This window comes from Vibrio sp. 10N.222.55.C6, from assembly GCF_041473395.1.
Lineage (GTDB): Bacteria > Pseudomonadota > Gammaproteobacteria > Enterobacterales > Vibrionaceae > Vibrio > Vibrio crassostreae_C.
The window spans coordinates 72,713-89,671 of the sequence record NZ_JBFRSD010000007.1; the positions used below are offsets into that span (position 1 = coordinate 72,713).

General features: G+C 45.7%; 6 protein-coding genes. 4 read left to right on the forward strand and 2 right to left on the reverse strand.

Annotated features, from left to right (window positions below):
* Positions 1–100 precede the first annotated feature (100 nt).
* From AB4486_RS07960 to AB4486_RS07970, 3 genes are all read left to right on the forward strand, one after another.
* Positions 101–10,495 carry a hypothetical protein gene (locus tag AB4486_RS07960; RefSeq protein ID WP_372116927.1) on the forward strand — a complete coding sequence of 3,465 codons (10,395 nt, stop codon included), beginning with the start codon at positions 101–103 and terminating at the stop codon, positions 10,493–10,495.
* A gap of 27 nt (positions 10,496–10,522) precedes the next feature.
* On the forward strand, positions 10,523–14,038 hold the full coding sequence (locus AB4486_RS07965) for a hypothetical protein (RefSeq protein WP_372116916.1): 3,516 nt from the start codon (positions 10,523–10,525) through the stop codon (positions 14,036–14,038).
* Positions 14,039–14,100: 62 nt separating this feature from the next.
* Entirely contained in the window at positions 14,101–15,051 is a 951-nt protein-coding gene (locus tag AB4486_RS07970; RefSeq protein WP_229647202.1) for an OmpA family protein, read from the forward strand.
* A gap of 103 nt (positions 15,052–15,154) precedes the next feature.
* Here the strand turns inward: AB4486_RS07970 and AB4486_RS07975 are convergent, their stop codons facing one another.
* Both AB4486_RS07975 and AB4486_RS07980 read right to left on the reverse strand, forming a co-directional pair.
* Positions 15,155–15,574, reverse strand: coding sequence for a BLUF domain-containing protein (locus AB4486_RS07975; protein WP_229647310.1), 420 nt, complete (start codon positions 15,572–15,574; stop codon positions 15,155–15,157).
* Positions 15,575–15,779: 205 nt separating this feature from the next.
* A complete protein-coding gene (locus tag AB4486_RS07980; protein ID WP_017065380.1) occupies positions 15,780–15,971 on the reverse strand; it encodes a hypothetical protein in 192 nt (63 codons plus the stop codon).
* 528 nt (positions 15,972–16,499) lie between these two features.
* Here AB4486_RS07980 and AB4486_RS07985 point away from each other — a divergent pair.
* Positions 16,500–16,925: a hypothetical protein gene (locus AB4486_RS07985; protein ID WP_017065381.1), complete on the forward strand. Its 426-nt coding sequence runs from the start codon at positions 16,500–16,502 to the stop codon at positions 16,923–16,925.
* The last annotated feature ends 34 nt before the right edge of the window (positions 16,926–16,959 follow it).

The following is a 16,959-nucleotide window of genomic DNA, read 5'->3' on the forward strand; positions in this document are numbered from 1 at the left end:
TACTGTGAAGTGCGCGTTAATGTTCAGATACAACCTTGCCTTTTTCTTATCTATTTTATTGATTCCATTTGCCTCCTATGCGGACACAACGGGTCTTGTTATGGATCTGTCTGTTGACAGCGCGTCTTACGACAACGACCAAGAGGTGGCTTATACGCTTGTTTTAACGAATGAGTCGGATAAAGCTATTGCTGAGTTGGACGTTAAGGATGAGCTGTTAAATATCTTAACGACAGATGACCAAGGGAATAATGTCAGCGCGTTCTCGCAAGTCTCGACTCAAGCGCAATCCTCCTTCCTGTCATCTCCAGGTGATTACAGTCGCTTCGGAAACTTAGATGCATCAGGTGTGCGTATTGCGGCTGGTGGGTCAGTGACCTACACCATGGTCGCCACCGTTTCTGCTAACGCAGCCGGTACGATTGATAACTTCGCAAGTGCGAGCACTGGACTATTGGATGCTGTTGAATCAAATACAGAATCCATTCAGCGTGGTGTGTATCAACATGATGTTGTTGTTTCGGTCGATAAAGCGAACTATCAACTCAATAACAAACTCACCTATAAGATTAAGGTTTCGAATACTGGCGATACGTTTATTCAGGCGCTCGACGTTCAAGATATCATTTCAGATATAAAGGCACTCAATATTGAAGGGGCTTTGCAACAAGCTTTTACTGACAACGTTAACTCTGCCACCAAGGTTGAAGGCAGCAAAAGCGATCCAGGCACCTTCGCCGAATCAGGGGACTTATCAGTAAGTGATGCGTCGATTGATATAGGCGGTTCTGTGACTTACGAAATTAAAGCGACCGTTGCCGACAATTTAGTCGGCGACATCGTTAATGACGGTATAATCGCTGAAACACGCGATGACTTGGTCACAGTTGATGAGGTTATCACTCCACCCACTGAGCCTAGTATCACCCTGACACATACCTTGAACCAATCGGATAACTACCTAGTCGACGATGAGTTTTCCTATACGGTCACGGTTGCTAATCAAGCAAACACTGGTATCGCGTACTATTATTCGGTTCAGCAGTTTCTTGCGGATCTTGAAACCGATCTAGGTAACGATGTCAGCAACGAAAAGAACGCAACTGACACGGTTGGTAACCCTTACGATTTTTGGACCAATGAAGTGACCTCGATCGGTTCTAATAGCCTTTCTGAACTCAATGCATCTGGAAAGGAGTCCAACAAGTCACTAGAAGACAAAGTGTCTATCTATCCCGGTGAGCAGATTGTTTATTCCGTTGTGGTGGACGTTAGCCCTGTGTCTATTGGTCAAATTCCCCAAGTTGCAGCCCGAGTGGTTGATGCTGATGGCCACGCAGATTCTGGCGATGCTTTGGCCAATATTCTCGATTCGAAAGACGTTCTGACGACGTCATCAAGTCAAATTACACGTAATAAGAACACCACAGATACGACTTATGTTCCGGGGATAGTCGGTGATAACGAAGTGGTCTATGACATTGTTATTTCTAACAAGGACACAGAGTTCTTCGCCAACGATATCGAAGTTGTCGATAAATTTGCTTGTATCGTGACAGAGCAAGCGGATGGCTCTAATGCTTCAGCATTTTCCGAGTGGAAGCTTGAAGTCGCTGATAGAAGTGGTGAAGGATCGAATTATGGTTCATTTAATTACAATACTTGGACAACAAACGACATCAATTTGAAAGTCGACCTCGCACCTGAGGGCTTCGTTCATTATAAGCTGACCGCAAAAGTGGCAGACACCAGTGTGGGGCAGATTGTTGATGATGGTACCGATGCCGGCTTGTGCTTAGGGGATAACTTAGGCGAGTCGGGTTCTGGCGTCCAAATGCCAAACTCGAAATTAAAGGTCCAAAAGGAAGTGGATTCTCGTTACTACTCAGCTGGCGGTACCCTGAACTACGACATCACGGTAGAGAATAACGGTGACGGCTATGCGATTGATATACCGGTTTATGATGATTTAGTCTCTGTCATGACTCAGTCTATTAATGATACACCGACTAAAGCGTATTTGAGCTGGATTATTACTGCGAAATCTTATGCCTCTGACGGCTCAATTTCGACAAACAGTGATCCCGGCTTTACTGATGACATAGAAGGTAATCAGAAGAATCAAAAGATCTTAGATGTGAAGGCAAAGCTAGCTCCACACGATAAGATCGTTTATAGCATTGCGGCGATCGTAAACCCCATTGCCGATGATGAAATCCGTAATGAAGTGACAGTCGACAGCGTGCTTTATTCCGACAGAGGCTCATACCCACGAGATTACTACTTAGTATTGGATAAGCGTGTTGATGGCCATAACGAACAAAACGCGTATACCGACACCACCAATACTGTCACTTATACGATCAGCATTACCAACCCAGCAGGGAACGGTTTCGCCTCTAACATCAATGTTAAAGATGAAATCAGTACCATAGAAGCAGAGTTACTTCACGAGCCGGGTGAAACCAAGCCCGTGTTCTCTTCGTGGACGATCAGTGCAGAAAGAGAGGCAGACTCCCCGTGGGTGAAAGCCGTGACTGACCCTGGATCGTTCTCGGATAACAATGATCTGGATGCCACCGCTCAGCTCCCGCCAGGTGCGACGATTACTTATACCATTGTTGGGACACTCGATCGCAGTGTCGACAGTGAGATTCTTTGGGGAGCATTCACCAATACCGCAACAGTGACGGGACCAGATACTAATCTATCGGATACGGTACGTACCTATCCTAGCGAGCCGAATCTTGTAGTCGCTAAGACCGCTCAAAATACCGACTTTGTTGTAGGTGAGCGCGCTACGTTCGATATTTATATCTATAACCGCGGTGTTGGCTATGCAAATGACGCAACGGTACAAGATAGTATTTCAGCGCTTAACTTCTTTAATAGTTGGACAATTGTAGGTTCGACCAACACAGATAAACCGGGTTCTCGTTACGGTGACATTGCTAACGACACTGACATCGATACCGACGTTGATATCACTCCCGGAGGGTGGGTTCACTATGAGGTGAGCGGCATTGTTAAGTCTGACTATGAAGAAGAACAAGTATCGAACCGTGTTGATGTTTACGATCCTATTACAGACCGTGACCACAGCTCTTCCGCTCAAATAGATAACTCACACAGTACCTATGACATCAATGTTTCATTAGCCAAAACGACCGATGTTGTCCGCTACACGCCGGGTGAAGATCTCACCTACACCATCGTTATTGGCAATAACAGCGACACTGATGAGACCGATCTTATCTTCATGGATCGCCTGAGTGAGATCACTACTACGCTAGCGAATGATAAAGATGGTGAAGTAGAAGATGTTCTTAATCAAAACCCGTTTGACTATTGGTCTGTTGATACTGGCTCTGGTTTCGGCCCTCAAACGACTGAAGATGTGGAGTTCCCAGTTTCAATTCCGGCCAAAGACTTTGTCACGGTGCGTATTAAGGCGCATGTCAAAGACAATGCGGTATCTAACGGTGTAGCGGACAGAGACGGCGGCATAATCCGCAACGAAGCCGTGCTGATTCATGATGATAATGCCGGTTGTACTGACGATTGTGAGTATGCCAAACGTGCCGTGGCTGAAAACCATCAGGTACATAATAACGGCGGCGTTGTTCGCACTACTAACATTAACCGCTACTCTCCGGGAGATGAGTTGACTTATACCATTAGGTACAACTCTCAAGATGGACATGGTTATCGAAACAACGTAGACGTTAACGAACTGATTAATGACATATCAGTGGAGCTACAAGATGGCAATTCAGGTAATCCATTTTTCGATGATTCGGTAGGTTCAAACAAGTTTACGGTGGCGGTTGCTAAGAGCGATCCTGCGAACGCGGGTACAACAGATGGTACCAAAGACGGTGATGTTGCGAACGACACTGACATCGTAACCTCGATTGATATCGATGCTGGCGAAGACGTGACTTACACAGTAACAGGTACCGTAAGACCGGATGCGGTCGGTGATATTCATTATCGAGATACCGTCGTGATTCCCGATGGCTACCATTTAGATTTTGATAAAACGACTGATGAAGCGGTGTACGAGCCCGCTCAAACCGTGACCTATCACTTAGTGATTGAGAATGACGGCAAAGGTAACGCTCACGATATTCCAATCGTCGATAACCTCGAAGATATTACGGTCAGCTTAGTGGATGGTAATACAGGACCAGCGTATTCAGATTGGACCATCACATCGATCGCAACTGGAACTGATTCTGAGTATGTGGATGCGGGCGCAGGTGCTGGCAATGTTTACACATCAACCAACAGTAACCTAAATGTTGAAGCCGATATTCCGATGGGCGCTAAGCTTGAGTACCAAGTTGTCGCGACCATCAATGACAAAGCCAATGGCGATGTTGTTAACGTTCTAACCGTCGATGGCGACACGATATCTCATAATATTTCGCAAACTGGTCGCAAAATTGATTACGAAAAAAACATTCTGGCTTACTACGACACGGATGGTAATGAGTTGGTTGGTGCTACCAATTACATGCCTGGCGGCTACATCGAGTATGAAATCCTAATCGAGAACATCGCATCGGCGCACGTTGATGACATTAGCCTGCGTGATGATATCGACCAGATAACGACTCAATACTACGATGGAACTCGCGGTTCGGCGTTTGATAGTTGGACGATTGAAACTTTCGCTGATGGATCGGGGATTTCAGATCCTGATGTAGATAACTCGATTAAAGACAATCAACCGATTGATACGCACTTTGATATATCGGCAGACAACTTTGGCGGTGTAGTATTGTCATCGTTTGTGCGTTACGTCATCAAGGCCAAAATCAGTCCGAAAGCAGTAGGTTCTTTCACTAACCGAGCGTACATCGATGAAGATGACGGAAATGAACTAATTGCCGTATCTCCACCTGCAAAGATGGCTGAGCCTGAAATTTCGTTCTCTAAGAAAGCATTTTATGACGCAGGCCTCTCCTCGGCAAAGACTGAGTATTCTCAAGTCGCTGGTGAAAGCGAGGTTTACTACCGAGTTCAAATTAAGAACACGGGTAATGGTATTGAGTATGGTTCTCGCCTTGAAGATACTATTTCTGCAATTCAGACTCGCATTGCAGAAGATGCCTCGACGTCTGGCACTGACCCTGTCGGCCAGCCATTTTTATCTGGTTGGGAAGTGCAGCTAGAAAAAACGGCAGCGGTAGGTTCGATTACAGACGCGGTTGACTTCGTTTCTGGTAATAACGTCAATATTGATAACGACATTGTTATCGCGCCTCAAGAAAGCCTAACGTTCACCATCCATGCTGAGATTCGTGAGGATGCGTTGGGCGATATTCAAAACAAAGCGAATTATGACGGTAAGGTTCGTACTGCGACTCTAATGCCACTAGGAAATAATATCAGTGTTGAAAAACGCGTGGTGTCGATTAACGGCAACCCGTTCAATGATGGGGATACCTATCTGCCGGGTGACGAAGTTGAGTATGAATTTGTGGTCACTAACACTGAAAACGGTTGGGCGAATGATATTCAAATCAAAGACACGGTAAAGGATATCCAAGTTGAGGTTATTGGCGGAACAATGGAGTCTGCCTTTGTTTCGGGCGATATCATTCACGAAATCAGTAATGGTATTGATGCCAACGTCGATACCTATGTTCCTAGCTATAACCCAAACAATAACCTGAATATTGAAACCGATATTGCCGCAGGTGAAATACTGACGTTTAACTTAACGGGTGTTATCCGTGATGACGCTTTGGGAACTATCGAAGCCAACCGAGTGACGGCAGAAAATGAGTCTGCGACGTCAGAAACTATCCCACCTCAAGAAGCTGAGCTCGACTATTTCAAAACCTTGGTTTACACCGATGGTGAATCGGCTGGTTGTTCAGTTCCTTCAAACGATGGCAGTAGCTGTACCTACGCACCTCGCGGGGATGTTGAGTATCAAGTTACGCTAGAGAATACGGGTGATAGCATCGCGAATGACGTGAGTGTTATCGATGCTATTCATACCATCAAAACCGAAGATGGTGATGATGCGTTCTCTGAATGGACCACCGCGATTGCTGTGGAACCTGTTGGTTCTTATGACGTACGAGGTAACTACAACGGCAGTGTACCATTGAATGCAACTGTCGACCTTCGCCCAGGTGAGCACATTGTATTTGACGTGAAAGGCAGAGTTTCTACGTCAGCGACAGGTACCATCACCAATACAGCACAAGTGAATGGCGATAACACCAACGATATTGTCCTCAACCCTGGCCGCTCGAACATTCTAGTTGATAAGTGGACAGATACACCTACGTACGTACCTGGTGGAACGGTGAATTACTACATCGATATTACCAACGATGATGTGGATTCTGGCCTGTTTTCAATCCGCGACATCATCAGTGGCTTCGAAGTCGAAACTGTCGATGGTTCGATGCAAACCGCACTCACGGAGTGGAGCGTCGATTACAATGTGCTTTATAACTCCGCGCCATCAGACCCTGACGCTAATGATTTTTCAGAGTTAGATAAGCTAGTTGGTCAAAACAGTCCAGACATCGATTTACCTGTTGAATCGATCAAGATGGCTGGGCGTGACGATGCTGGTACGGGTGGTGGTGATAAGTACACAGCTGTCCGTATTCACGTTCAAGGTAAGGTTCGTGATGATGCGATTGGGCGCTTTACCAATACGGCTTATCTACGACATGGTTTGGACGATTCGAAGATCGCTCGCTTACGAGAAGGCTTTATCACTCCGAAGTCGGGTCAATTGGTTCTAACCAAAGAAACGACGCCAATTGCAGAACCTGATGCTAAGTATCAACCGGGTCAACCTATCTCATACAAGATCACCGTGGCTAACACAGGTGAAGGTTACCTTGTCGATCAAGTCCTGACGGATCGCATCGATACCATCATGACAGAGGTGGCTAACAGCCCAGATCAAGAGCAAGCGTTGACAGGTAATTGGATCATTAGCGACGAACAGCTTGATGGCAGTGGCGATCCAGCCCTGAACGCTCGCAAAGATGTGGTTAATAACGCACAGGGTTATAGTGCGACTTACAGCATTCACCCGGGTGACAGTTATTCATTTGTCGTGACCAACACTGTTAATGATAAGGCCAAAGGCGAGATCACTAACGTCGTTAAAGTTGATAGCGACGACGGTGAGCACTCTGCAGACGCGACCTACATTCCAGAAGATGCGCAAGTTGAGATCACTAAAGATGTCGATAAAGCAGAGTACCTTCCGGGAGAAACACTTCAGTACACCGTGACCGTTAAGAATAACGGCTTAGGTTGGGCTGAAGATGTTGCTATTGAAGATGCGCTGAAGTCGGTTGAAACCACGATTGCAGGCGGTACGACTGAACAAGCTTTTGACCCTGCTTCAATCCAAATATCGGCGGTATCGACAACCGGTGAAACCCCAGTACCGGATGCAACCCGTGGTGAAGACCTTCATGAGACGCTCGATATTGCGCCTCAAGACAGTATTGTTTTCACTATTCAAGTTGCGACTAATCCGTTGGCGACAGGCGATATTACTAACATCGCATCAGCGACCTTTGACGGCACAACGTTTGATGACAGTGCTACCAGTACACCAGTGTTGGCGACGGTTTCGGTCAAGAAGACGGTTGATACGCCATCGTATGAAGTAACCAAGCTGATTAACTACGACATCACCGTAACCAACAGCTCTGATGCGTTTGCATCTGGTGTTCAACTTCAAGACATCATCAGTGACATTCAAGTCGACACGACCGCGGATAAACAAGAGTCGGCATTCCTACTATGGGAAGTGAGCTTTGACGCCTCGGATGATCGCTCTGTTGTCACTCCCAAGACGTTCGACTTGAGTGAAGATATCGATGTGAGTATGGATGTGGCGCCACAAAGTACCGTGACATTCCATGTTAAGGCGTTGATTCGTACGACGGCGATTGGCGATATCAGTAACACGGCAACCATCACTTATAACGGAACACCACAAGACTCAACGGTAGTCATGACACCGAAAGACTCTGAGTTTGTTGCGACGAAAACTAACGTACAAACCGAGTATGAGCCGGGTGGTGAGCTGGAATTCTTGATTACCATTGAAAACACCTCTAACAACTACATCAGCGATTTAAATGTTGTCGATGACATGAGCACGATAGAGGTGGGCTATTACGATGGTACCACTGGGCCTGCTTTTGTTGCTGGAACCACTTCTTTGGTTGTTGAGTCAACCACGGTAGGAACGACGACGGAGCAAATTAGCCCAATTGAGTACAGTGTGGATATTGCACCGCACGGCACAGTTGTGTTCCGCTCAAAAGGCACCGTAGTCGATACCGCGACCGGACACATCATTAATACTGCGCAAGTAGATGGCGGCGATGTTATCAGTCCTCCAGTTCAAACAGTTGCGGCTGTGGTTCAAGCTGAGCTGTTTACCGATGCCCCGTATTACGTGCCGGGAGAGCAGGTTGAGTATCACTTAGTGGTGCAAAACATAGGCCGAGGTATAGCCAAAGATGTCGCGCTTTACACCCAGTTCTCTGAATCCATGGGTGATCATATTGATGGTAATTTTAGTAATGCGTTTGATGAATGGACACTAACGGCAACATCAGAAGGGGCTGAAACTCAACCTGGCACCTTTGATGACGACAAAGACCTGTTCACCTTGGTCGACATATCGCCGGGCGGCAAGATTGATTACACGTTCACATTGACGGTCAACGAAGACATGCTGACTAATATCGATGTGCTTGGATACTACCTCGACTTAACTGGTAGCCCAGCGATGCGCGCTCGTTCTAAAGGCATGTTGGCCTCTGAAACCTCGATGCAGGCAGTGGCAGATCAAGTATCTGCTTTGGATTTGCCGCCAGTGGGTGCTGATCTGGTTGTTGAAAAACGTTCTGATAAGCCTGAATACACCGAAGATGACGACAGTGTCACTTATTACTTAGCCGTGACCAACAACGGTCAAGGTAACGCGGCTAATGTTCGTCTAACCGATGAGATCAGTGGACTACAAAACAGCACAGGTAATAAAGTCTTTATCGATTGGACAATTGAAGGTGTGGAAGTCGACGACTCGGGCGCGGTTATTCAGCGTCATTCTTTCCCGTCGAATAAAGACTTAGACACTACCGTTAACCTGAAATCCAACAAACGAAATGCTTACGCGTTTGAGGTCGTGGGTACGCTAGGTAAGGGCTTGGATGACGACATTACCAATACCTTTACGGCGACCGAATCTGACGGTACCGAAACCAGCGACAGTGTAACTACTCATATCAAGAAGATTCCTGATAATTCTGGAGAGTTGGAGCTGACCAAGTCTGCGTTGCAAGATACCGCGCAAGTGGGTGATGCGGTTGAGTACGAGATCATCGTTGAGAACAACAATGAATCTTACTTTAAGAACGTGACTGTGGAAGACCGTTACCCAGGTGGTCTGAAATACATCGTGGATACATCAGAAGTTGTGCTAAGCGGCATTGATGGTGAGTTTGGTACAGAAGACGATCAGGTTATCTCTCAAGAGCCATCAGACACGGGCAAGTTAATGTTCACATCGTTGAACTTTGATCCGGGCGAGAAGCTGCGTATTCGTTACTTATTGCGTGTCTCGGTAGGAGCAACGTTTGGTGATTACATCAACACCGCAGTAGCAAAGGTTGATGGCACGGCTGTTTCTAATGAAGACACCGCCAAAGTAACCGTAGAGCCGGACAAGGTGTTCGATACCTCATCGATCATCGGTAAAGTTTTTGAAGATCACAACAAAGATGGATTCCAAGCCGATGCAACCGCGTTTGATGTTGAGCTAACTGCGAACTTAGCAACGCAAGGCTACATCGCTGATTCGACGCACATCATTCGTGATGGTCAAGACGTTGCTATTCAAGATGGTGCGATAACCACTGCACTTGAGCAAGGCTTGGATCTTGGTGATCTTTGGGGACATTCAGTGAACCGAACGCTGCCAGAAACCAGCAAAGTGGTGATTCAATTTAAAACTCGCACACAGCAGAGCTTTGATTTCTACGTCACGACCGATGCGGGCTCTCGTATCGAGTTCGACGCACAAGGTCAGATTCAGTTTAAGCATGAATCGGACAAGAAAAAGGGACTGAGCGCGGAAAACCTCAACGTAACCAGAAACCTGTATCGCGATGGCGAGGATTACCTGTGGGAAATCGTTATCGAGAACAAAGGTATTTACGAAGATGGTATTCCGGGCGTTAAGTTGATGACGGTTGAGGGAATCGTTATTTACACAGACCAGTACGGTCGTTACCACGTGCCCGACCAATGGGTACTCAATAAGAAAGGTAAGAACTTCCTCGTGAAGTTGGACACTGATTCGCTCTCCACCTCCATGGAAGTGGTGAGCGAAAACCCAAAAGTGTTGCGAATTACCCCGAACAAGCTCACCAAGTTCAACTTTAGCGTTCATCGCAAAGACCAACAAAGTGAACAGAAGTAAGCCATTGGAACCGTAACTGGAAATTGTATGAAAGTATTTAGTAAGTCTCGTTTAGCGACGTGTGTGTTAACGGCCATTCCTGTGATGGCGGTAGCGAAAGACACAGGTAAGCTTGAAAAACTCGGTTCTGAGACGACTGGCATTGAAATCACCAAGCCGAACCAAGACCAAGACAGCTCGCGTATTTACTTAGAGCAAGGCGCTATTTGGGCAAGCCGTGACATCACTCGCTTTGACCCAGTATTAGATGTCAGTGTCAGCGATGAATTAGAAGTCGAACAAGGCACACTGCGTGACAGCGTCGGTTTCACCATTACCACCAACTACGGTTACTACATCAAAAAGTACCAGTTGGAAGTGTACCGAGTGGGTGACTTTGGTCTGTCTGAGCCAATCGCTGTGCTTGAAGGCGATAAACTGGCGAACGACTCTGACATCAATTGGGATGGTCAAACTGATGTTGATTATCAGTTTGAGGTCGGTGAGCAGCTGATGTTCCGCCTAAAAGCGTGGGACAAAGATGGCAACATGGATGTGACCACCGTTGGTGTGACTGACTTAGTCAAGCCGGACTCTGAAGTCGATATCGACCGAAACGATAACGACGATGAAGAGAGCAAAGATAAAAGCTACGGCCAAGCTAAGTTGATGCGTCACAACATCCCGACCAATGCGGGCTTAGCGAAATTTATCGGCACCGGCTTAAAGGGCGTAGATAAAGTCATCATCGGTGAAGATGAATTTGATGTCGAAGATGGCAACTTATACGCAGAGCAGTACTTACCTACAGACTCCTACATTTTCCCAACCAAGGTTGTGTTTGATAACGGTGATGAACGTCGTTACAAGCTGTACGTTCGTATTCCAGATACTTACTACGCACAAACCGGCTTGGCTGATCTTTATGTTGGTAAGAACAATGTGTCTGGTAATAGCGATGCATTAAGTGTCGATGACCAGTACCAAGATGACATCTATAACCAAGGTCGTTTAGCGTACTTTGGTCAGGGTAAATTTGGCGACAAACTTCGTGTAACGACTCACTTTGATACGCGAGAAAGTGAAATCAAAGACATGTTCAAACATCCGTTCGCCTCCGACGATTCGGATGTGTTCGATATCCTCGAAGACGACGATGAGCTTTATTACGGTAACTATGGTGACAGCTCAAACATCGAAAAAGTGGTCAACACCAAAGGCAAGGTTTACCTCAATGTTGAATACGATAAGTCTCAATACTTGTGGGGTAACTACAACACGGGTTTAACAGGCACCGAAAACAACGATTACAACCGCAGCCTCTATGGTTTCAAAGCTGATTATCGTACTCGCGATACTACACAATACGGTGAAGATCGTTTGAACGTGGTCGGTTTTACTGCCGAAGCAGACTCTTTGTATGCATACGATGAGTTCTTAGGTACGGGCGGTTCTCTGTACTTCCTTCGTCATGGTGAAGCAGTACCTGGAAGTGACAAAGTTTACGTCAAAGTAAAAGATGAATCTGGCCTAGTGCAGAATGAAATCCCACTTGAGCCTGGCGTCGACTATGACTTTGACCCGTACCAAGGTCGAATCATTCTGACTAAGCCGCTCGACAATATCCTATCCGATAGCTTTGGTAGCGTGATTGAAAACGGCGATGATTACGAAAACTTTCTGGTTGTCGATTATGAGTATGTTCCACAAGGTTCAGATTCATTAGATGCGATGTCTTACGGTGGTCGTGCTAAAGGTTGGATCAACGATTACGTTGGTGTTGGCGTGACGTATGCGACTCAAGAAAAGGACAACCAAGACTACGAGTCTTACGGTACGGACTTAACGCTACGTGCCACTGAAGGGACTTACATTAAGGCTGAGTTTGCGCATAGTGAAGGTAGGCAAACCGAGTCGAATTTCGTCTCTACTGATGGTGGTTTAACCTTTACGCCCATTGGCGACACGTTGGAAGACCGCGAGGGTGATAGTGTCCAAATCACAGCTGTCACCAGCCTTTATGATCTTGCTCCAACCATCTTTGGTGCCGTTGGTAATGACCTGAAGCTTTGGTATCGAGACAAAGACGCGGGATACAGCTACGCAAGCAGCAGCGATGACCTTGAACAAGAAGCTTACGGTGCAGAGCTCCGTTTGCAAGCCACCGATCGCTTGGCGGTTCTCTCTCGCTTCTCGACCAATGAAGAGCGCGATGTCGATGGTAATCTAGAAACAGATACTGAAACGATTGAGATCGAGACTCAAGTTAAAATCACCGAGCACATCAAAGTTTCGGCGGCAGGGCAACAAACTGAAGAGCTTAACCAAAACGACGAGCACAGCGATGCGACCTTAGCAGGTGTGCGTTTGGAATACATGTGGGACAGCGAGAACAGCGTTTACGTCAAAGGGCAAAAGACCGTCGACCAGTCGGATGACTATGACGAAAACGACAGCGCGTCGATTGGTGCTGAATTCCAAGTGTTGGAAGACTTGTCTCTTGGTGGCGAATACACCGATGGCGACCGAGGCCAAGTAGCAGAAGCGACTGTGACTTACGATGTATCCGATGACCACTCAACCTACGTAACTTATGTAGATGATAACTACGAAGGCCAAAACAACGTGATTGTTGGTCAGCGTGCAGACCTCACCAGCAGTGTCGATTTTTACCAAGAGAACCAGTTTGTTGATGAAAATGATGGTCATGGCCGTATCGACTCATACGGCTTTGGCTACGATGTGACGGAAGATGTCGAGATGGGGATTGGTTATCAGCTTGGTGAAATTGAAGATGACCAGAACATTACCACAGAGCGTGAATCCATCAGTTTCAATGCTTCAATTGACCTAGATGACATAACCCTTAGCCACAAATTTGAATACCGAGTGGATAAGAGTGAAGACGACCCTGACATCGCTCAGCGAGAACTTCAACAAATCGTGACGACCAACCGTTATACGCATCACTTAACGGAAGAGTACACATTGTTCGGCAAGTACAACTACTCCATTACCGAAAGCGAGACTACGGGCGAAACCATGGCGCAATTTACTGAAGCCACTGGCGGCCTCGCGTATCGTCCGATCTACAACGATCGACTCAATTTACTGAGCCGCTACACCTATATTGCAGATTTCGATCAACTGGATCGCGATGTGGATTATCAAGACGAAACCAGTCAGATCATTGAAGTTGAAGCGATCTATTCGATTGACCAACATTGGGACGTCGGTACTAAGTACGCCCATAAAGACAAACAGCAAGCTTTTGAACGAGCATCTGGTGCGAATGAGATGGTTAAAAGTGACATCGACCTATATGGACTTAGCGCTTCTTATCGCGTGATGAAAGAGTGGGATGTGACGGGTGAATACCACTGGAAAACAGACACACTCAACGATGAGCTAGAACACGGTGCGCTAGTTTCGGTGAACAAGCACATTGGCGAGAACTTCAAAATGGGGATTGGTTATAACTTCTCTGCGTTTGATAGTGACTTAACCAATGATGACGACTACGACGCATCCGGTGTGTTCATTAACTTAGTCGGTAAGATCTAAGCCTGCCCCAAAGTGGGTTGAAAGTTAAGAGTTGAGAATTCGAAGTGACAGTTAAGAGTAAGATGAAAACAATTATTTTCCTAATAAGCGCAGTGATGAGTACTTTGCTGCTGTCCGGCTGTGCAACCGACACCTATGTGAGTCAGGAGAACCGAGACAAGTTTGCTGGTATCGATGTGTCTAAGTTTTTAATCAGCGAGTGTTTGGCGCCAGAGCGTGAGGTGCATATCGCCATCGCAGAGCATTTTGCGTTTGATAGATATCAATTACGCGACCTCGACAAGATCAACTTAGATACCTTTGTTAAAGAGATCAGAGGCTTAAAAGGGCGCATCACGATTGTCGGCCATACTGATTTCAAGGGTTCTCTCGAATATAATGAGCGCCTTTCACAGCGCCGTGCTAAATCGGTCGCAGATTATTTGAAAGGGCAACTAGACCCAACGCAATATGACTGGGAAGTGAAACATCTTGGTGAGACTCAACCTCTTCTGTTTGGTAAGACAGATAAAGACCGAGCGGAGAACCGCCGTGCATTTATCGTGTTTGAAGAAGCTCAGAAGTACGAAGAGATGCCTTTCTGTGAGCCGCCAAAACCAGAACGTAAAGTTTATATGGCAATGACGCCGCACTTCGATTTCGATAAGTCAGTACTCAAGCAAGAAGACCTAACTCAGTTAGATGACTTCACAACGAAGTTGAGCGGCCTGCAAGGTAGCATAATGGTGGCAGGGCACACCGACCAAGCGGGTTCACTTTCTTACAATGAAAAGTTGGCAGAGCGTCGCGCAGAAACGGTGGTTGAATACCTCAAAACCAAACTTGACCCTAAGCTGTTCAACTGGGAAGTGAAGTCATTTGGTAAGTTGCAGCCTGCGATTAATGAACGCTCTGAAAAAGCCGATGCATTAAACCGCCGCGCGTTCATTGTGTTCAAAGAGTCTGATATTACCGCCGAACAGCAAGCTCTTTCTGGCAGTGAACAAGAGGCGTCGAGCAGCGAGAGTGAGTAGAAATTACTGAAGAATAACAAATAGATGCCTCTATAAAACGCAAAAAGCCCCATACGTTGGGGCTTTTTGTTGCTCGCTCTAGGGATTAAGTCGGGTCGAATATCTATTCAGATGGCAAATTTTTCTTTAACTCTAAAAGCATTCGGTAAGCACTTTCGCCAGACATTTCGTACGGGTTAAATTGATCAGATGTTGAAAACTGTAAATTAACCAGTTCAGTTAGGCTAGATTGTGGAATATCACCCATAGACCAATCACCAAACTGCCTACAATCGATCTCTTTGAAATATAAAATCATGACGTTTTTGTGTCGCGTGTCATTCAAGATATGATTGTAAGTATGGTTCACTGCGGTTCTCGAACCTTCAATACATTGCAGGAAATACTTATCATTGTGGCTTAGAAGGCCTGTTAAATGGCTTTGCTTATTGCGGTCGTGTGAAATCTGAAGAATGTCGTTCAAAGCCTGAGAATCGCAACTTTCACAGAGCGTACTGACATAAATTAACCGAGTTAGGAACACAGGCATCATTTCGAATTTTTGTACAAAGGGTATTAATAAATATAAGCCAAGATCATGGAATTGCGAGTTATTGATTTAATTGTCACTCGGTGCTTTTGGAAGAGAAGAGGGTGGGTATGAAGTAGAAAAGGGCAGGTTGCAAGATACGCTAAAATGACTCGAATGTTGGCCATTCAATTATTTTAGCGACCTGCTTGTGAGCTCGTTAGTTGTTTAGAGTTGAAATCGATTCAACGTTAGAAGAGGAATCAAATCGAACGTTGACCAACACATTTTCACGTTCGAAAGTCACATCATCAAAGTCAGTCGTTGCGATCTTAAATCCATTTCTTGCGAATAAACTCGTCACCGTTGTTCGTTGTTTCTGTTCCATACCGCATGTCAGTAGTTCGTTCATCGTGATCTTCATTAGGTAACCGTGTGCATAGTGTAAGCGTACAGACTCTACATTATGAGATCAATTGCTTAATCGATAAGCTATATTGATATGTTCAATTGAGTGATTCAGGTATTTAAAAGCCGGATGGATAGTGGGCAAGGGAGTTATGCGACCTATGACAAGTGGAGCGTTATGTGACCACTGTTCAGCATTCCTTGAACACGAAGTTTGTCGCAAAAATCGCGTTGAAATAAGTGGTTACAAAGCAGGAGGAATTATGCCCGCCGTTTGGTATGTTTGGTCGGTTATTGGAAATATTATCGGCCTATATCTCACTTAACTAAAGTACATCGATTTACGATGAGTAGACTCCTCAATAAGCCTTCTTTTTATTTGAATTTTATATGCTAAGTGGTGTTGTTATAATTGTTATTAATTGCATAGGCTTGATTTTAATATTGGTTTGATTTATAAAACAAGCATTCGTTCATTAACTTCATGATTATATTAGTTTTTACTAACCTTTAAATAACATGGAGAAAGGCGATGAATAAGAACCAAACACGCAACAGGTTAGCGAATTTAGTGCGACTTCGTAGGTCATACAAAGCATCAGACTTTCTGGTGGGTTCTGATGAACTCCGAGTTAAAAAAGATGTGTATAGCTTACGTAAAATCAAACAGTTAGAAATTCGTCAATTGGGTCTTAAAGAAAACGCAATCAATATCGTTTCGTTGGCTTTAGTCCTCTCGGCGGCGACTTGGGCATTTGTTCCTCAGTTCGGTTTACCAATGCTTGCACTGACCTTTATTTTGGCGTTTGTTACATGGCGACGATATGAGTTGCGTGCAGAGTTTAAAGGGGCCGATGAAACTGGCGACCATTGGGTTTCCGTGGCGCGCGGTTGTACTCGAGAAGAGTTCAAAGTATTGAAAAACGTTGAATTGGCTTTACGCGATCAGCTGTCTTAGTGGCTAGATCTGTTAAGGTTAAGGTCTTATAAGC

What these genes read in the sequence shown, in the direction of transcription:
- AB4486_RS07965 (WP_372116916.1), top strand. Translation starts at nt 10,523, where the DNA reads ATGAAAGTATTTAGTAAGTCTCGTTTAGCGACGTGTGTGTTAACGGCC.
- AB4486_RS07980 (WP_017065380.1), bottom strand. Translation starts at nt 15,971, where the DNA reads ATGAACGAACTACTGACATGCGGTATGGAACAGAAACAACGAACAACG.
- AB4486_RS07960 (WP_372116927.1), top strand. Translation starts at nt 101, where the DNA reads ATGGATCTGTCTGTTGACAGCGCGTCTTACGACAACGACCAAGAGGTG.
- AB4486_RS07970 (WP_229647202.1), top strand. Translation starts at nt 14,101, where the DNA reads ATGAAAACAATTATTTTCCTAATAAGCGCAGTGATGAGTACTTTGCTG.
- AB4486_RS07985 (WP_017065381.1), top strand. Translation starts at nt 16,500, where the DNA reads ATGAATAAGAACCAAACACGCAACAGGTTAGCGAATTTAGTGCGACTT.